Annotated in this window: 14 protein-coding genes; 7 read left to right on the plus strand and 7 right to left on the minus strand. The window is 42.7% G+C overall.

The features are described from left to right. Positions 1–13: 13 nt before the first annotated feature. The 7 genes from V7Q33_RS00885 to V7Q33_RS00915 all read right to left on the minus strand — a co-directional run bounded on the left by V7Q33_RS00885 (position 14) and on the right by V7Q33_RS00915 (position 13,722). The gene (locus V7Q33_RS00885; RefSeq protein WP_333818608.1) at positions 14–2,047 is read right to left on the minus strand and encodes an OmpA family protein; all 2,034 of its coding nucleotides are present in this window, start codon (positions 2,045–2,047) and stop codon (positions 14–16) included. A gap of 129 nt (positions 2,048–2,176) precedes the next feature. Then, entirely contained in the window at positions 2,177–4,474 is a 2,298-nt protein-coding gene (locus tag V7Q33_RS00890; protein ID WP_331979007.1) for a patatin-like phospholipase family protein, read from the minus strand. 90 nt (positions 4,475–4,564) lie between these two features. Next, on the minus strand, positions 4,565–5,845 hold the full coding sequence (locus tag V7Q33_RS00895) for a M23 family metallopeptidase (protein ID WP_331979009.1): 1,281 nt from the start codon (positions 5,843–5,845) through the stop codon (positions 4,565–4,567). Between the two features lie 396 nt (positions 5,846–6,241). Further along, positions 6,242–8,467 (minus strand): M1 family metallopeptidase, encoded by a 2,226-nt coding sequence (locus V7Q33_RS00900; RefSeq protein ID WP_333818609.1) that lies wholly within the window; start codon positions 8,465–8,467, stop codon positions 6,242–6,244. Between the two features lie 87 nt (positions 8,468–8,554). After that, positions 8,555–10,795, minus strand: a complete 2,241-nt coding sequence (locus V7Q33_RS00905; protein ID WP_333818610.1) for a M1 family metallopeptidase — start codon at positions 10,793–10,795, stop codon at positions 8,555–8,557. A 95-nt stretch (positions 10,796–10,890) separates the two neighbouring features. Beyond that, positions 10,891–13,113 (minus strand): M1 family metallopeptidase, encoded by a 2,223-nt coding sequence (locus V7Q33_RS00910; protein WP_333818611.1) that lies wholly within the window; start codon positions 13,111–13,113, stop codon positions 10,891–10,893. 15 nt (positions 13,114–13,128) lie between these two features. Next, a complete protein-coding gene (locus V7Q33_RS00915; protein ID WP_331979017.1) occupies positions 13,129–13,722 on the minus strand; it encodes a HupE/UreJ family protein in 594 nt (197 codons plus the stop codon). A gap of 184 nt (positions 13,723–13,906) precedes the next feature. Between V7Q33_RS00915 and V7Q33_RS00920 the strand changes: the two genes are divergently transcribed. The 7 genes from V7Q33_RS00920 (at position 13,907) to porG (ending at position 20,032) form a co-directional block, all read left to right on the plus strand. Then, on the plus strand, positions 13,907–14,410 hold the full coding sequence (locus tag V7Q33_RS00920) for a DUF6702 family protein (RefSeq protein ID WP_331979019.1): 504 nt from the start codon (positions 13,907–13,909) through the stop codon (positions 14,408–14,410). A 64-nt stretch (positions 14,411–14,474) separates the two neighbouring features. Beyond that, positions 14,475–15,485, plus strand: coding sequence for a gliding motility lipoprotein GldB (gene gldB / locus V7Q33_RS00925; RefSeq protein WP_331979021.1), 1,011 nt, complete (start codon positions 14,475–14,477; stop codon positions 15,483–15,485). Between the two features lie 121 nt (positions 15,486–15,606). Continuing rightward, the gene (tpiA, locus tag V7Q33_RS00930) at positions 15,607–16,368 is read left to right on the plus strand and encodes a triose-phosphate isomerase (RefSeq protein ID WP_331979023.1); all 762 of its coding nucleotides are present in this window, start codon (positions 15,607–15,609) and stop codon (positions 16,366–16,368) included. Between the two features lie 4 nt (positions 16,369–16,372). Further along, positions 16,373–17,221 (plus strand): 50S ribosomal protein L11 methyltransferase, encoded by an 849-nt coding sequence (gene prmA, locus V7Q33_RS00935; protein WP_333818613.1) that lies wholly within the window; start codon positions 16,373–16,375, stop codon positions 17,219–17,221. Between the two features lie 121 nt (positions 17,222–17,342). Continuing rightward, the gene (locus V7Q33_RS00940; RefSeq protein ID WP_331979027.1) at positions 17,343–18,218 is read left to right on the plus strand and encodes an NAD kinase; all 876 of its coding nucleotides are present in this window, start codon (positions 17,343–17,345) and stop codon (positions 18,216–18,218) included. 108 nt (positions 18,219–18,326) lie between these two features. Beyond that, positions 18,327–19,343, plus strand: a complete 1,017-nt coding sequence (locus tag V7Q33_RS00945; RefSeq protein ID WP_333818614.1) for a DUF6089 family protein — start codon at positions 18,327–18,329, stop codon at positions 19,341–19,343. Continuing rightward, complete coding sequence (porG, locus tag V7Q33_RS00950; protein WP_331979030.1) at positions 19,340–20,032, plus strand: type IX secretion system protein PorG; 693 nt, start codon at positions 19,340–19,342, stop codon at positions 20,030–20,032. Before V7Q33_RS00945 ends, porG begins: the two co-directional genes overlap by 4 nt. Positions 20,033–20,085 lie beyond the last annotated feature (53 nt).

Consider the following 20,085-nt stretch of genomic DNA (forward strand, 5'->3'; position numbering starts at 1 on the left):
AGTGGTCTATGAATTACAATTTCACAATTTTGAATTCTACCCTGCGATTCTTCTTCCTTCCTTCTTTTGTTTCGTTTGTGTCAGCAGGTTTTGTTTCGCCAAAGAACTCCGTTGCAATACGATCTTTAGCAATGCCCTTGTCGATAAAATAATTAGCTACCGACTTGGCTCTGCGCTCTGACAATCCGAGGTTATATTGCTCCGGTCCGGTTGCATCGGTGTGGCCTGAAATCACAATTTGCATGCCGCCCTTTTCCTTCATCAGATTTGTGATACGGTTCAATTCAGGGAATGATTCGGGTTTTAGTATAGCCTTATCAAAGTCGAAGAAAACATTGTTCAATACAATCGTAATGTTTTCCTGTACCGGTGCCACTTCGATAGGAGACAGGTTGAAGTCTTTGTTATTGATCACCTGATCGGAAGTAATATTGCGCAGATCGAGATTCTGGCTCTCTGAAATCTTGCTGTCAGACTCTGCATGCACACCATACAATTGGCCTGCTGGTAAACGTATTTCATACTCGCCCGTTTCTGGGTTGGTTTGCGCTATACCTACATCTTTACCATCGGGAAGTCGTTCATAAATAACTTTAGCCGACAATGGTTTACCAGTGGTTTTATCAATAATTTTTCCGCGAACCGTAACCCACGGTTCCGGATTCTTCACGATCGGGAGTTTAACACGGAAAATATCGGTGTTGGTCTCAGTTACACCGCGTGAGTAATAGGCGTAATCGCTGTTGGCGGGAATATTAAAGAAAAGATCTTCCAGTGGTGAATTGATCTCTGGCCCAAGATTCTCTGGCTCTGACCAGTTCGTCCACGTGTCGTCAAGTCTGCGTGTAACATAAATATCGGTGCTGCCATAACCGCTGAAGCCGTTGGAGGAAAAATATAGTGTCTTATCATCAGAAGCCAGGAAAGGACCAGACTCTTCACCTGCTGTATTGACCACATCGCCCAGGTTAAGGGGCTGTGACCATGTGCTGTCGTTGCTCATAAAGCTAACATACAGGTCGCGATCGCCATGTGAGTCTTCACGCTCAACAGACATCAGCAATGTTTTGCGATTGTTGGTGAGAAAGTAATTGGCCTTATCGTTAAAGTTATAGTCGTTAACAATGTTGAGGGCTACAGGCTTGCTCCACGATCCATTTACGTTAGAGCTAATGGAAACCCCTGCACGCATTTTACCATTGTCGAGGTATTTGTTGCCCAGCACCATAATGGCAGATTTACCATCAGGCGTAACAGATTGAATGGTGTTTACAAAATTAGGGCCTTCATTGTTGAACGGAGCTCCCATGTTCTTGGCAAGTTGCCAGCGTCCGGCTGAATCTAGTTCAGAATACCATATATCTTCTTTATCGTTTACGCCACCCATATTTTCAGGATGATTTCTTCTGCTGAAGTAAAGTGTTTTACCATCGGGTGAAAGCAACGGATTCAACTCGCTGTATTCGCTGTTTACATTTTTATCCAGTGCTTCGATCAGGATGCCGGAAGCAAGCAATTGCATTTTCGGTATATCGGCAATGATAGGATAGTTAGAGTCTGATATTGCCACAGCATCTATACCATAGTATCCCGGCACGGCTGCACCGTCAAATTCAATTTTTACGGCCGCTACTTTGTATGGTGTCATTTCCATGAACAGGTTCAACATACGTCCTTTCAATGGAACAGCCATCGGATTCAATGTATTGACTACATATTCTTTACCGGCCTCATCATACACCAATACACGGTATATAGCACTCGGATTGTGAGATTCCGCAATAGCTATCTGGCGAATGCTGATAGGATTGGCAAAACCTAGTTTTAAAAATTCCTTTCGGTTAGGCTTATCGGGAGCCCAGGCGTTTGGACTTTGTCCGCCTGCGGGTAGAACATTGGGTTTACCCAGAGCCTGCTGGGCGGAGTATTGCACGGGTGTGAGCTCTGATGAGAACTCAATAACTTTTGAAGCCCACTGCACTACTTGTGCTTTTGAGCCCAGTATAAATACAACCGATAAAATGAAAGTTAGTAAAACTCGCTTCATGCCAGAGCGCCTGTTTAAGATTTTGGAAGGTTAAACATAGCTAAAAAATTTAAAATGAAGTTGAATCGACTCGCCAAAAAGACGAATGCCTTATAAATACAGGTAAAATGGATTGGTATAAACGAGTGTTTACTCCAGCGAATGATGGTTGTATAGCAGAAATCCCACGTGCAATAAAATACCCAGCTGGTTTTGTTTATCGTCATAATAATTTACACTCAGGCTTACCGGGCCAATGGGTGCGTGGTATACGAGATTGCAGGCAGCAGCAAAAAATATGGATTGAATGTTTGTGCTTGTATAGGCCTCCTGGTTGCTGCCTTCCTTAATGTAATCAAAGGGTTTAAACAGGTATCCTTCCAAACGAAGATCGAGACGATTGCGGAGAGCAAAGATGTTACGTATACCTCCTGCTACATAATTAAACGAACGAAAATTTTCCAATATCAGCGTGCGGCTGTCTTGTAGCGGAAGGAAAGCAGGCGTGTTTATAATCGTTCCAAAATAATTTCGGAAGAATGGTTGATTGGACAAAACGACTTCTGCCAGATATCCGGTGTGGAACCATCCGGCTTTGAAGTATTGCTCGGCACTGGCGCGAACCCGAAACCAGTTGTGATGATTTGTTGTCTGGTTGGATACTATCGATGTATTTCCAGGAGTATATACTTCTGAAGCCTGAAAATAATTAGCGGTGATGGAATAAGCCTCACCGCGCGATGCATACTGCTTCCGGTTTAAAGTATTGGCAGAAAATGAGACACCGGTTTTAAATCCCTTGATGCGCATGCGATCGAGTGTATCAGTGCTTACAAATACGTCGCTGTTAACGTAACGGTCTACATTGTTGAAACCTTCTATGTTTACCGAGCATTTGAAGTATTCACGAATAGGCACGCTTAGCGAAAGACCGAATTTGCGGTTAATGCGTGTTAACACAGTAGGTGAGTAAGAAGATACATTCTTCAACAGATCTCCGTTCTCAAAATAATCCCAATTGTTATACTCCAGGTATGGCTCAAAATTCAATTGATTGGGGAAGTCGATGCGCACTTTGGCTACACCGGATTTATAGAAGCTTCCGGTTTGAAAAGCAGTATAGTAATGGTTAAGTGTTCTGCCGAAATGATAGTAATTCAATCCCAGAAAAATGTTACTGATGTCGCGTGAAGCGATCACGCCACCAAAATCTACCTGGAAATTTTGCTGAGGTCTTCGTGCGAGCTGAAACGCAAACGATTTTTTACTGCTATCATACAGTATGCTGGGGTATACATTCGAAAAGTAATCTTCGGCCACCAGCTTGAAGTAACCTTTTTTAATGTTACGATAGTATAACGGCTTGTTATCGCCATTGTGTATTTTGAAAAGCTTGGTAATATACCCGCGCTGTCGTGAATTAAATCCTTTGAACGACAGGCCGTGAAATATGAGAGGTACATTTTTACTGTTGAACGTATTACGTTTTACCGCCACATCCTCGCATGTAGCGCGTTGGGCTACTTTCTTTTTAATCTCATCGATCTGTCGTATAGTTTGTACATATCCGCTATCGATCATAGCTTTTGCACGCGAAAAATCGAAAGAAGTGTAGCCTTTTAAATTAGGTTGAATGAATACACCTGATTCTTTGATCATGGAAGGATCAGATTTATCCATCAGCATAAAAAGCAGCGAACGAGAAATGAGCTTATCATCATTATCGTATGGATACTCGTCAAAAATTTTGGTAGACACATTCACACCTATAACCACATCAGGTTTAAAGTCGCGTTCAGATACATCTACCGGAAAATTGTTATAGACACCACCATCGAAAAGATACTTGCCATCAATACGTATAGGTGTATAAAAGAAGGGAACCGTTTGGGTAGCGCGTAGCGCATCGCTCAGTGAACCTTTTGAAAGCACTACTTCATTCTGCGTAAAGATATCAGCAGCAACAACACGCAACGGAACGAAGAGACTATCAAAATTACTGCGCGAAATGGCAGCAGCTTGTGCCATCTTATCGGCCAGGGCAAAGTTCAGCGATACATCTTTTGCCAGGCTCGTGTTGAATTGAAAGTTAAGTGTTGAATCGAGGTCCAGCGTTAGCTTGAGGAAAGTAGGTGTGATGTCGTTTTTATAATAGAAATAGTTGAAGCCGGTTTCAGGCGAGCCGTTTACCCAACCCAGAAACTCGTTTGATAACACCATGTTTTCAATCTGCTGGGGGCTCATGCCGGCCGCGTAACAACCACCAATGATGCCACCCATGGAAGTACCTACAATGTTATCGATCGGTATCTCGTTTTCTTCAAGTGCCTTCAATACACCAACATGCGCTATGCCTTTGGCACCGCCACCACTCAATACAAGACCTACCTTTTGGGCTTCAAGCAGGCAGGGCAGGAATAGAAGTAGTACAAAAAAACAACGCTTCATAGAAGATGAAGGATACCGCTCCATTCTCTAACAAAAAAAGTCAGAGAAAATTACATCTTCAACAAAGCGTTGAATAAAGAATTTATGAATTTATAGTGAAGCCATTGGTTCCTCGCGTTGCTGCGGGAAAGGAATGCCATCAAGCTTCTTTGTAAGGTCGGATTTTACTTTGTCAAATGCATCTCTGAATTCTTTTTGAACAGGTTCAGAAGGAGGCAGATCGATCTTAAGTGCATCTACCTGAATGCCATTTTTCCAGAAGCGATAGCAAAGGTGAGGGCCTGTGGCCAGACCGGTGCTGCCTACATAGCCTATGGTTTGGCCCTGGCGAATACGTGTACCCGCACGAACGCCATCGGCAATGCGCGACATGTGGAGGTATTGTGTAGTATACGTTCCGTTGTGACGGATCTTTACGTAGTTACCGTTGTTGGATTTATACTGAGCTTCTTCTACAGTGCCATCGCCAACGGAGCGGATAGGTGTTCCGGTAGGGGCTGCGAAGTCGGTCCCGAGGTGAGCTTTCCAACGCTTTTGAACCGGATGGAAACGACTCATGGTATAACGCGAGCTGATGCGGGTAAATTCAATCGGATATTTTAATAATGCCTTACGGAGGCTTTTACCTTCGGCATCATAGTAATTCATGCCTTCGCCCTGATCGAACGGAAACGCATAATAAGGATTGCTGAAATGCTCAAAGTAAATAGCTTTGATCTGGTTGATGCTTACGGTAACACCTTCTACCTGGCTCTCTTCATAGATTAGCTTGAACTTGTCGCCTTTCTGGAGGCGCTGGAAATCAACCTGCCATCCGAAAATATCTACAAACTTGTTGGTAAGCTCGGGCGAAATACCCAATTCTTCAATAGTTTCCGACAAGTTGGAGCGAATCTCACCGGCAATACTTTTTTCTACCGTAATAACATCGCGCTTGCACACGTCTACTGAAAGAGAATCGTCAAAGCGGAATACGATGTAATCGATCGGGTTAGGCTCATATACCAACGCTTTGGCTGTTTTGAGTGAGTCCTGACCACAGATGAGTGTATATTTTTTGTTCGGAACAATTTTGCGAACATCGAAAATGCTACGTGAAAGCTGCGATACCTGGTTGATGAGCCTGGCCGGTACGTTGTATTCTTCCAGAATATCACCGAGACGTTCATTGCGTTTAATCTTGTCTTCGATCACCAGAAAGTCATCTACCACCATGCCATAGAGAACACTTGGTTCTTTTTGGATGTTGAACTCAAGCGAATCAGCAGAGGCCTGTTGATGGGCGAGAGATGGAAGATAATAGCGGTTAAAAAATACAACTGCCACAATCATGACAGCAATACCTGAAAAGCTCAGCCAGCGTTTTTGCATGTTTGTTAAATATTTTATGCCCGAGGGCCTGGGTTAAAAAATATGGCGGCAAAGATAATCAGTCAAAAAAATCTGGTTTAAAAAAACCATCTGAACCGCGACAGGATGTAAATATAAGACGTCAGATTTAAAAATAAAACCTACGAATTAAGGTAAATCGAGGTTGAAATGCCCTGAGCTAAACCACATTATCTGAAGAAACGGACTGTCTGGGCCCATATTTAATGTTGAAGAGATCGAATTCAGGATAATTCTTACGCTCGATAAATGAACATTAAACTAGATGATTTTTTCTGAATAGATGTTGTAGCATTAATTTGACTTGGAACAAAAAATTCGCGCCCGGTAATCACAGGGCGCGAAGAATAAAAAATTTCTCTGACTCAAATCGACCCCTTAGTTAGTCTTCTTAAACTGGTCAAATTTGGATTCAACCGGTTTTTTGGGAAACACATTGTTTGATATATCAACATCGGCGATCTCTGAGTTCGGGTCAAGAACGATGCTTACCACTTCTTTATCCTTGATGAAAACTTTGTTCACCTCATTCTCATTTGTACGCCAAATCTCCGCTGGCAACATTTCTGTTTCTTTCGAGCCGTCTTTGTACGTCCATTCAATGATCAGTGGCATTACCAGCCCGCCATTGTTCCTGAACTGTATCTGGTATATATTTTTGCCAGCCAGTTTTTGACGCACAGCGTTATCGTCAATGTGGCTGCGAAATTCTCCGTATGCTTTCTCATCCGTATTCAGCACGGTGAAAGGCTGTGGGCCTTGACTGAAGTCAGCGCTTGATTTATCGGTAGCCTTCGCGTTGAGATCACCAGTCTTCACCGTTTTGCTTTTATTTTCAATGTCGGCCTGTGTTGTTCGGAGTTTATACCACTTCACATTATCTACTGAAATGTCTACATTGTCGGTAGTAAAGAACCAGCCACGCCAGAACCAATCCAGGTCTACCGCCGTAGCTTCTTCCATCATTCTGAAGAAATCTGCCGGACGAGGATGTCTATACATCCAGCGATTTGAATATTCCTTGAAGGCTTTATCGAATAAATCCTTACCAATAATGGTTTCACGAAGAATGGTTAACGCTACTGTAGGCTTTTCATAGTAGTTGGCCCCGAATGCATTTAATCTTTCATTGTCAGATGTATTCATCACCGGACGCATCACACGTTTGTCGCCTTTCATATAGGGGACTATATCTTTTGGAACAGTGTGATGGAAGGCAGGATAGCGCTCCATCTCCGTACGGGTTTGCAGAAAAGTATTCAACCCTTCGTCCATCCACATCCACTGGCGTTCATCCGAACTTACTATCATCGGAAAGTAATTATGGCCAACTTCATGTACAATGGTTCCGATCATACCTGCCTTGGCATTGTCGCTCATCTGGCCATTGTGTGGGCGGCCACCATTGAAGCTGATCATTGGAAACTCCATACCAATATTGGAGGTGTTCACAGATATAGCTACCGGATACGGATAGTCGAAGGTATATTTCGAATATACTTCCACCGCATTCTTAACCGCCTTGGTTGATTCTTCCGACCACACTGGCAAGCCTTCTTTCGGATAGAAAGACATAGCGAGCACGGTATTGGTAGGAAGCTTTACAGCCTGTACATCCCAGATAAACTTGCGTGATGAAGCAAAGGCAACATCGCGCACATTATCAGCCTGAAATTTCCAGGTTTTCTTTGCAGTGGATTTTGTTTTCTCTTTTGCACGTGCTTCTTCTTCGGTTACGATCATCGCAGGTTTATCAAACGATAACTTCGCTTTTTCGAAACGCTCCAATTCTCTTGCCGAGAGTACATCCTTAGCATTCAGCAACGAACCTGTGGAGGCGACCAAGTGATCGGCCGGCACCGTAATATTTACTTTATAGGTTCCAAATTCAAGTGCAAACTCGCCCAGTCGCTGGAATTGTTTATTCTGCCATCCTTCGTAATCATCGAATTGGCACATACGAGGAAACCAGTGCGCGATGAGGTATACATTGTTATTATCTTCCGGGAAATGCTCATATCCTTCGCGCGATAACAGGAATAAGCTTCTGTCTGTAATCGGGTACATCCATGCTACATTGAAAGTATAGCTCTCGCCGGTTTTAATGGCTACAGGCAAGTCTATGCGCATCATGGTGTTATTAATTGTGATCGGAAGATTTTTACCTGCCTTATCGGTAACCGATTGAATACTATATCCACCTTCAAATTCAATAGCACGAGTCAGGTATTGCATGTGCAGTGTAGAGAGAGAATCGCGCACCGGGCCAAAGTAATTTCCAAAATCTTCATTGCCTTTTTTATTGATGTTCTGGTCAAGCTGCAACCATAGATACTTCAATGTTTCGGGTGAGTTGTTATAGTAGGTAATAGTTTCTTTTCCTTTCAGTGTGTTGGTGGGCTCGTCTATTTCGGCATCAATCGTATAGTCGGCACGTTGCTGCCAGTATTTGGAACCAGGTTCACCGGAGCCAGTACGATATTCATTAGGAGTTGGCAAAAGCTGGTCAAGCTGCTCGAACTTGCCTTGCCATTTTTTTTGCTCTTGCGCCTGAACAAAAATGCTCAGCAAAAGAACAGTGATAAGAATGCTAAACGATTTCATTGGTTAATGAGGTTTTTGGGAAAGATGATTTTAATTAAATAAAAAAGCCATCCCTCTGAAAGGATGGCTTTATCTTTTTAGAATTCTTTAGTTGTTCTTTTTGAATTGATCGAATTTAGACTCAGATGCCTTCTTCGGAAAAACGTTGTTGTTCATGTCTATATCAGCCAATTCAAAGTTAGGATCGAGTGCAATATTTACTACCTCTTTATCCTTCACAAATACCTTAACAACTTCATTTTCGTTGATGCGCCAGATCTCGGCAGGGATGCGCTCAATTTCTTTTGAACCATCTTTATACGTCCACTCAATTACCAATGGAGTAACAAGACCCCCTATATTTTTGAACCTGATCTGGTATATATTTTTACCCTCCAGTTTTTTGCGTACATCATTATCGTTGATGCGACTGCGGAATTCACCGTACATCTGGTCGGGTGTATTGGTGAGTGTAAATTGTTCAGGACCGTTGCTAAAGTCAGTAGCACTACCGTTGTTTTTTTCAGCTGTCAGATCACCTTTCCTGGTCTTGATTGTTTTCTTTTCAGGCTCCATTTGTTCGTTCTTCAGCTGAAACCATTTTACATCCTCTACAGATACATCAACATTGTCGACAGAGTAGAACCATCCTCTCCAGAACCAGTCGAGGTCAACACCTGATGCATCTTCCATAGTGCGGAAGAAATCTGCAGGCTTAGGATGTTTGAAAGCCCAGCGCTCAGCGTACTCTTTAAACGCTTTATCAAACAATTCGGGACCCATAACGGTTTCCCGCAGCAACGTAAGCGCTGCAGAGGGTTTGGTATAGCCATTAGCACCAAACTCATTATAACGCATATCATCACCATTACTCATGATAGGGCGCATCTGGCTTTTGTCGCCTTTCATGAATGGAATTATACCCTTCGGTGTACCATGTGTGCTATACAACTCCGGATAGCGAACGCGTACCGTTTCTTTTTCAAGAAAGGTATTCAAGCCTTCATCCATCCAGGTCCATTGGCGCTCGTCAGAGTTAACAATCATCGGGAAGAAATTGTGACCCACTTCGTGCACTACTACCTGTACTAATCCAACCAACTTTTGTTGCGAGTAAGTGCCATCTTTATTAGGGCGCGATCCATTGAAGCAGATCATTGGATACTCCATACCCTGGTTGGCAGTGTGAATAGAATACGCTACCGGATACGGATAATTGAAGGTACGCTGAGAATATATTTCAAGCGCATTCTTAATAGCCTTGGTTGATTCTTTCTCCCAAAGAGGATTGCCTTCTTTCGGATATAAAGACATAGCAAGCGGTGTTTTATCTCCAACTTTTACAGACTGAGCATCCCAGATAAATTTGCGCGAAGAAGCAAAAGCAAAATCACGCACATTCTCTGCATAAAACTCCCACGTAGCTTTCTTGGTAGATTTTGTTTTCTCTTTTTGTATGGCTTCATCTTGTGTAACGATGAATACCGGCTGATCGAATGATTTCTTCGCCTTCTCCAAACGTTCTTGTTGCTCTTTGGTGAGTACTTCTTTTGGATTTTGAATAGTGCCGGTAGCACCTACAATGTGATCTGCAGGAACCGTGATGCGCACGCGGTAATTTCCGAACGTAAGCGCAAACTCGCTTTGACCGAGGAACTGCTTGTTCTGCCACCCTTCATAGTCATCGAACACACACATGCGGGGAAACCACTGCGCGAAAGTATATACATAGTTTCCATCATCAGGAAAATATTCGTAGCCACCACGCTGGTTAAAGATCTGCCGGTTGTATTCGGTATAGCTCCAATCAATGGAAAACGTAAATTTTTCTCCAGTCTTTAACGGAGCCGGAAGGTCTATACGCATCATCGTGTGGTTGATGGTGTGAGGCAATGCTTTGCCACTGGCATCTTTCACCGACTTGATGTTGTATCCACCTTTATAGTCAGATGTATTTACACCCGTCATCATGTTAAAAAAACCGGCCGGCACGGAGTCGCGCACAGCACCGGTTTTAGTCTGCGAAGTCATGTTATCATTTGCCAGTATATTTTGATCGAGCTGCAACCATAAAAAGGTTAATGGCTCAGGCGAATTGTTATGATAGGTGATGGTTTCCGAACCAGTGAGCAATTGTGTATTGTCATCAACCTCTACGTTAATCACATAGTCGGCACGTTGCTGCCAGTAATTTTGGCCTGGTGCACCCGAACCGGTGCGGTATGCATTTGGTGTTGGAAGTATCTGATCAAGCTGTTCAAATTTTCCTTTCCATTGCTGCTGTGGTTGTGTCTGTGCCGATACGCGAATCAGCACGCACGTTAATACGATAGCAAGTAATACCCTCATAATGTTTTTGATTGTATACTGTGATTCGTTAACCGTTACCATGTTAATCGTTTTTACTTACTAACGATTAACGTAACTGCTAACGATTAACAGTATTAGTTGTTCTTTTTGAATTCGTCAAATTTGGAAGCGGTAGCTTTCGGGAAGACGTTGTCTTGTGTGTTGATATCGGTAATCTCCTGTTTAGGATCGATTACAATGTTAGATACCTCTTTATCCTTCACAAACACTTTCGTCACTTTCGATTCATTGATGCGCCAAATCTCGGCCGGTATCTTTTCAATTTCTGTTGAACCATCTTTATACGTCCACTGAATAATCACAGGCATCACTAATCCACCTTTGTTACTGAGCGTAACTTCGTAGATGTTTTTGTTCTCAAGTTTCTGCATGATCGCTTTATCATCGATCGTGCTTCTAAACTCACCATACATACGCGGATCTGTGTTGATGAGACTAAATGGCTCCGGTCCGTTGTTGAAATTGTCGAATTTCTTTTCGCCTCCCTGTGCATTCAGATCACCTTGCTTTACCTTCAGATTTTTCTTTTCAGGATCTGCCTCTTCCTTGCGCATCCTAAACCACTTTACCTGATCGATAGACTGATCGCAAACATCGGTAGAATAGAACCAGCCTCTCCAGAACCAATCGAGATCAACGGCCGATGCATCTTCCATGGTACGGAAGAAATCAGCAGGCTTTGGATGTTTGAAAGCCCAGCGGTTTGCATACTCCTTAAAAGCTTTATCGAATAACTCGCGGCCCATTATAGTTTCGCGCAGCATGAATAATCCTGTTCCGGCTTTTGCATACTGCTCGTTACCAAACTGAATTACCTGCTCGGAGTTTACCATGAGTGGACGCATGGTAGTTTTATCGCCTTTCATATAAGGCACCAAGGCTGCCGGCTTGCCTCTGTCGAAATCTATATCGGGGTAGCGCTCCATTTCTGTTACCAGTTGCACGAATGTATTTACACCTTCATCCATCCAGGTGATCTGGCGCTCATCGTTGTTGATGATCATCGGGAAAAAATTGTGGCCCACTTCATGTACAATAACACCGATCATACCTTTGCGAACGGAAGGAGTATAAGTACCGTCTTTGGCAGGACGGCCATAGTTGAAGCAGATCATCGGATACTCCATTCCCTGATGCGCAGCATGCACAGATATAGCCACCGGATAAGGATAGTCGATTGTCATGCGGGAATATACTTCAATCGCATTCTTTACAGCGTTGGTAGATTCTTTTTCCCACAGCGGATTACCTTCTTTCGGATAGAACGACATCGCCAATGGTGTTTTGTTGCCGATCTTTACAGCCTGCGCATCCCAGATAAATTTCCGTGACGTGGCAAATGCAAAGTCGCGAACATTATCAGCATGAAACTCCCAGGTTTTCTTTTCCTTCAGTTTAGTCTTCTCGCGTTGCACGGCTTCCTGTTGGGTAGCAATAATAACCGGTTTATCAAAAGATGTCTTCGCTTTGTTAAAGCGATCGAGTTGTTCTTTGCTCAATACAGCCTCAGGATTTTTAAGCTGGCCTGTCGCTCCTACGATGTGGTCTGCGGGCACTGTAATCTTTACTTTATAATCACCGAATGGTAATGCAAACTCACCTTGTCCGAGAAACTGTTTATTCTGCCATCCTTCATAGTCATCGTATACACACATGCGTGGAAACCACTGGGCAATCACATACGAATAGTTACCATCTTCCGGGAAGTATTCGAATTGCGTACGCTCTCGGGCACGCAAGCCATCATTGATATTATACCACCAGTCGATAGAGAAAGTATATTTCTGTCCGGGGTTCAACGGCTGCGGCAGATCAATGCGCATCATGGTATAGTTTACCAGGTGAGGCAGGTCTTTGCCGGAAGCATCGCGCACAGATTTTATCTTGAAACCTCCGTCAAAATCAAACAGGTTATACGTAGTACCGGCATTTTTTGCATCAATAGAATCGCGCAGTGCACCAGTTTTTGTTTTTTGAGTCATGTTGCCTTCGGCCAGCTTGTTTTGATCGAGCTGCAGCCAGAGGTAACGCAATACATCGGGTGAGTTGTTATGATAAGTAATCGTTTCAGAACCCGTTATGCTTTGATTGTCGTCATTCAGTTCAACGGAGATAACATAATCAGCTTTTTGCTGCCAGTATTTTGGTCCTGGTGCTCCGGAGCCCGAGCGGTATTCGTTCGGAGTTGGCAATATTTGGTCAAGTTGCTCAAACTTGCCCTGCCACTGGGGCGTTTCCTGTGCCCATGCCGCCTGCATCATCACGACCAGGAAGGAAACTTTTAAGATACGCTTCATATAGGTTAATAAGTGTTATTCAATCCAAAATGCTTTTTCTTTCATTAACATCAAAGCAATGCCCGCTACCGCCGATGAGATTACCATTTTCCAATCTCTGCGATTGACGCCAAACAAGTCCACCAAAAGAAAACCGGCTGTTAAAAAGATGGCAACAATAATTATCTGGCCAACCTCCAGGCCAATATTAAAGGCTAATAGCTGGGATATGATTCGTTCATTCTTTCCTAAAATGCTTTTCAGGTAATAGGAAAACCCCATGCCATGGATAAGGCCGAAAAATGCTGCAAAAAAATAGTTGATCTGGATAAGGTGCCCCGAAAGGCTGTCTTCATTTTTGAAAAGATTAGAAGTAGCCGTTATAAAAATGGTGAGCGGTATAAGAAACTCGATAAGTTCTTCCTTCACCGAAATGATAGACAGGGTTGAAAGAGCCAGTGTAATGGAGTGGCCAATGGTAAAAGCCGTAACCAGAACAAGCACCTGCCGCCAGTCGCGCATCAGATACAAAGCACAAAGGGCAACCACAAACAGAATGTGATCATAGCCATTGCTGTAATCCAGAATGTGGTCTTTTCCCAGGCCGAAATACAATTGAAACTCGCTCATAATTAACCAAATGAAGAAAGCAAAAAGGGCACAAGTATAGGTGATAATTTTGAGAAACAGCGAGGGTATTTTGTTTGAGATGCCATAGAAAAAGATTACCGGCGGATGAGCAGGCGAGACGGAAGGTTCGATTAATTCTGTATTCGGTATTATTTTTGAAATCCATTAAGGCTATATTCAATCTATGATGTCATTCTCATTTCTATCTTTTGTACAGAGCATTGCTTTTTTCGTAATGCTGCATCCCCTTCATGTTTCAGTAACGGAAATTGAGTTTGATGAAAAAGATAAGGCACTCGAAATAATGATGCGCGTGTTTATAGATGATCTTGAACTGACCATGCGCAAAAGGCTGAATCAGCCCGAGCTGGATATAACAGCTCCCAAGGGAATTACGGTTGACCAGATGATGCAGCCTTATATAAACGAGCACTTTAAAATCACGCTTGATAACAAAGTGCAGAAATTACGATACCTCGGTCATGAGCAGGAAGGTGAGGCCTTCATTTTTTATGTGGAGGCAGAGAATGTTAAAAAACTAAAAACGATCCAGGTGATGAATAACATTATCATGGAAATGCACGATGATCAGTCAAACCTCGTACACGTTACCGTTCGTGGCAAAGTGAAGAGCCTTCGGCTGACGAAAGATGAACAGACAAATTCACTTACGTTTGATACGAAATAATTACCATGGCTTTCCATTGTTCACTGTGTCATAAAAAATTCGATCTTCGCAGCAAAATTTACACATGAAGAACTCATTACTGGGCATTGCTTTTCTTGTACTGGTTTTAAGCAGTTGTACGAAAAAGGAAGAAGATAAATGCGTCTTCGCTCCGGATACAGCCGGTAAAAAAGTAACGATTGTTTTGGAGCAATTTCAGGATTCACTGATCAATGTGAAAAGTAAAAATGATCTGGTGAAAGTGCTCACTCACCAACCCTTGATTCGCGACTATATATTTCGAAGAACAGAATACCCAAACGATTCAGTTTTTATCAATGAGCTATATGCGCGTTTCAATAATCCGCATCTGGATACAATGCAAACAGAGGTAAAGAGAGTGTTCGGCGATTTATCTGCATTAAAAGCGTCTTTTGAGGAAGCGTTCTCCAATCTGAAATACTATTACCCTGATTTCAATCCTCCGAAGATACAGACTGTAGTTTCTGGTCTGGATACCGACATGATGGTAACCGATTCTTTGATCATTATCAGTCTTGATTTCTATCTGGGAAAAGGAGCGAAGTACCGCCCGAAGGTATACGACTATCTGTTGCGTAAATATGATCCGGATGATATTGTTCCGTCTTGCATGCTTATATATGGTATAAGCGACTCGTTTAACAGAACAGACATGAAAGACAAAACTGTGCTTGCCGATATGATAGCCTATGGAAAAGCATTTTACTTTGCCAAGCACATGTTACCCTGTGAAGCCGACAGTGTGTTGATCTGGTATACTCCGGAGGAAATAAAAGGTTCGCGGGCCAACGAAGATCTGATCTGGGCTCGCTTTATTGAGAGTAATGTATTGTTTGAAACCAGCCATGTGGTGAAAAAAGATTATCTCGGCGAAAGACCTGTCACTATACAGGTTGGAGAAAAATGTCCGGGCCGTATTGGTCAATGGGTAGGTTGGCGCATTGTAAACAAGTATATGGAGTCTCATCCAGAAACAACCTTGCCGCAATTAATGGAAATCAGCAATGCACAGCAGCTTTTCAGAGACTCACATTATAAACCGGACAAAAGATAATCATCCGGATATAGTGCTGTAAGCCGATTGAAATCTTTGTCTGCGAGACTTTCGGCTTTCAGTATTAACGCCCTATCTTTACACACTCAAAAAAGAGATACACTAAACAATACTTAAAACTATGCGCCAGAAAATTGTAGCCGGAAACTGGAAGATGAACAAGACTCTCGAAGAAGCGAATATACTAACCTCTGAAATAGCTGGTATGGTAGCTGATGAAGTAAAGAGCGATGCGAAAATTATTTTTTGCGTTCCATTCCCCTACTTGTTGCCCATCAAAAATCAATTGGGTACGAACGCGCGCATAGCCATTGGTGCACAAAACTGCAGCGAACATGAGTCTGGTGCTTATACCGGAGAAGTTTCAGCAGCCATGCTGAAATCTGTTGGTATACCGTATGTTATTCTCGGCCACAGCGAACGCAGGCAATACTTTGGTGAAGATGGAAAATTACTTGCTAAAAAAGTAGATATAGCACTGAAGCATGGATTAACTCCCATATTTTGCTGTGGTGAACCACTCGAAGTTCGCGAAAGCAATGGCCATGAAACGCTGGTAAAAAAGCAGGTAGAAGAAAGTCTTTTTCATCTCGATGCTGATGCTATAAAGAAGATTGTAATAGCATATGAACCAGTATGGGCTATTGGAACGGGCAAGACTGCTACTGCACAACAAGCACAGGATATGCACGCCGTAATCCGCAAGCATCTTGCCGCAAAGTATGGCCAGTCCGTTGCAGACTCAATCTCTATTCTCTATGGAGGAAGTGTAAATGCTGCTAACGCAAAAGAACTATTCGCCTGCCCCGATGTAGATGGCGGACTGGTTGGAGGTGCTTCTCTTAAATCAAGAGAGTTTACGGAAGTGATTAAAGGTGCCTAATCTTTTGGCCGTAGCTGACATGTATTATACCCGCCTCCAAGTAATCTGTAATCCTGATTTCTCGGAAATCCTGATGGCCGAGATTGCCGAGGTGGGTTTTGATACATTTATGGAAACTGAGAAAGGATTTGAAGCCTATGTTGAACTCGAAAAGTACGACAAAGAAAGGCTACTCGAAGTAAAGGAGCGATATGGGCAGCAATTTCCGCTGGTGTTTTATCTAGACCGTATCGAAAAGCAGAACTGGAACGAAGAATGGGAAAAAAGTTATCAGCCCATTATTGTAGAAGACCTATGCCTGATCCGCGCAGAGTTCCATAAGATTGAAAAAGACTACCCTTATGTAATTACCATCACGCCAAAAATGTCGTTTGGTACCGGTCATCATCAGACAACGTATCTGATGGTAAAGGCTCAACTTGACATTGATCATCAACAGAAGCGAGTGATGGATGCCGGTTGTGGCACAGCTATACTTTCCATTATGGCGTCTAAACGTGGTGCGAAGGAAGTCATAGCTTTCGACATTGATGAATGGAGCGTTATCAATGGAAATGAAAATATAGAAGTAAATCAGTGTACGAACATTTCATTACAACAAGGGAAACTACAGGAGCTGAATATTACAGGTACATTTGATATTATTCTGGCAAACATTAACAAGAATGTATTGCTGAGCGAAATCAAATTATACCAGCAATATCTTTTGCCGGGCGGATTGTTGCTGCTCAGCGGATTTTATACACACGATATTGACGACCTGTTGAAAGAATGTGCTGCATTTAACTTACAGGAAGCCCGCCGGGATGAACGCGAAACCTGGGCATCGCTGTTGTTGAAAAAGATATCTTAGGCTTCTCTCAGAATCCATCGATTGCACCGGCAGAATCCTGTCATCATCTTTGTTCTATAGACCAGGCATTTCTATCTTTAGCATGTAAAGACGGCCTCATCAGATTAAAATCAGACACTGCATGCGTATTGCTGTACATGGAAAGGAATTTAACCGTCAGTCAGCGCCATTTATCATCCGTATTTTTGAAGCTCTAGCCAAGTATAAAGTTGAAGTACTGGTATCTGCTAAATTCAACAAGTTTCTAACGGCACCGGCCTTTAAAAAATTTAAGCTCAAAACTTTTGATGTAGGTGACTCTCTGAAGAAAGTAGATGCCTTAATCAGCATAGGCGGAGACGGTACGCTCCTGGACTCGATCACCTATATAGGCAATCAGGAAGTACCGGTTTTAGGTATCAACACTGGCCGGCTGGGTTTCCTGGCTACCAACAGTAAGGAAGAGGCCGAGCAGGCTGTAATGAAAGTTTGCGAGCGCGCATATATACTTGATCGCCGCTCATTATTAAGACTGGAGACCAACAAAGAGGTATTTGGAAACCTTAACTTTGCCTTAAACGACGTTACTATCGTTAAAAAAGATAGCTCATCGATGATTACCATCCATACCTACATAGATGGTGAATTTCTAAATTCTTACTGGGCGGATGGAATTATAGTGGCAACCCCAACAGGCTCAACTGGTTATTCACTCAGTTGTGGCGGGCCGCTGATCTTCCCACGATCAGAAAATTTTGTAATAACACCTGTAAGTCCGCATAATCTTACCGTGCGACCTATAGTTGTAGCCGACAGTTCTGAAATTACTTTTGGAGTTGAAGGAAGGAGCAAAAAATTTTTAATATCCCTCGATTCGCGTGTAGAATCCGTTGATGCAACCATCAAATTTAAGGTATCAAAGGCCGATTTTATGGTAAATTTGATACAATTGGAGGGGCAACATTACTTCAAGACACTACGTCAAAAGCTAAATTGGGGGCTGGACATTCGGAATTAAATATTTACTTTTGTAATTCACTGATCTATAGATTCGTCCATGAGAAAGCTAATCTTGGCCTTACTTACTATTCTACTCTTATCAGGAGCACAGGAAGCAATGTCCCAAATGAATAGAAGGCAAATTCAGAAGAACAATAAAAGAATGATGACATACCGGGGACGGAAATCGTTTTTCGGTAAAGAAAAAGTCTATAGTATGATTGGCTTTTCTGTCAACGCTTTGAATTATTACGGTGACTTGGCGCCAACCACCAGTAAGTTCAGTACCGATATTTCTTTTACACGTCCTGCAATTGGTATATCATTTGGCCACCGCTTTGGTCCGCGCTATACATTGACTGCGAATTTCATGTACGGAGCCATCAAAGGTTCTGATCAAAAATCAGCGGATGCAGCAGATCTTGACAATGGTGTGTATCGATACAGAAGAAATCTCTCCTTCAGAAACCGTATACAGGAGCTCTCAATAGTAGCAAGCATAGATTTGTTCGAAAACCAGGCTACTTATATCAGCCGTGTAGCGTGGACTCCCTATATTTTCGGCGGTGTGGCTGTGTTTCACCACAATCCACAGGCAAAAGCGCCGGCAACAGATTTGCAGGGTAATCCTCTGCCAGAAGCTGGTAAATGGGTAAACCTGCAACCACTGGGTACGGAAGGACAGTATGCAGTTTTGCAAAAAGGGGATTCAACTCATAAGCAGGACGCCAACTACGGTATAAAACCATACAAAAGAATTCAAATTTCGATACCAATTGGTATTGGTGTTCGTTTTAGACTTAACGAAGTTTTTGATATTTCCGGTGAACTTGGTTTTAGATACTTATTTACAGACTATATAGATGATGTGAGTAAGAGCTATGTCGACCTCGGAGTATTGGACAGTGAACTAGCAAAGGCAATGTCTTACAGAACCAATGAAATACTTCCTCCCGATCACTCTTACAAAGGCCGTGATGGCCAAACGTATAAAGTGTTATCCGGTTATGGAGAAGAATTCACAGATGATAAAGGCAACACCAATATGCGGGGAAGCAAGACTAACAAAGACTTTATTATGGTAACAACTGTTAAGCTTACCTATATACTTGGTAAATCATTCCACCGGGCTAAATTCAGATGACAGGTATCTCCAACAAAGCGTCTATAGTAGTTGTTGGACTAATCTTGGCAAGTGTGGTCTCCACATTTGCTCAACGTTCGGAAGTGGGCTTTGGCATCGGTACATTTAATTATACCGGCGACCTTGTTCGCTTCTACAATTTTAAATACTCAAAACCGGCAGCCACGGTTTTCTATCGTTCCAATTTGAGCAATGTTGTAAGTTTGCGAACAGGCATTACAGCAGGTAAAATAGGTGCGTCAGAAAAACCAATCGATGCTTTTGCAGCTCAACGCAACGCTTCATTCGATCTCTTTTTGTTAGAGGCATCGATGGTAATGGAGTATCATTTTCTGAACTGGCGTGATACTAAAAAATTTGTCAGGCTTTCGCCATACCTGTTTGGTGGTCTGGGCTTGTTCGGAATGTCTGGCAATGGTCCGAAAACGGCGGAGTACAGCAATGTTCAGGCTGCTATTCCTTTCGGTGCCGGTATTAAATATGTATACACCCCTAAGTGGTATTTTTCATTGGAGTTTGGCGTGCGTAAAACATTCTTCGATTACCTTGACAACGTTTCAGCGGGTGATCAGCGCTACAAGAATTTTAAATATGGTAATCCTAATGACAACGATGTTTATTATTATCTGGGGATTAGCATAACCCGCACATTTTACGATATTCCCTGCCCCAAAAATCCATACAAATAGTAGTATACATCACATCTGGCGCTTTTAACCCAAAACGCTTTTTACTACTTTTG

Source organism: Ohtaekwangia sp. (genome assembly GCF_036786105.1).
Lineage (GTDB): Bacteria > Bacteroidota > Bacteroidia > Cytophagales > Cyclobacteriaceae > Ohtaekwangia.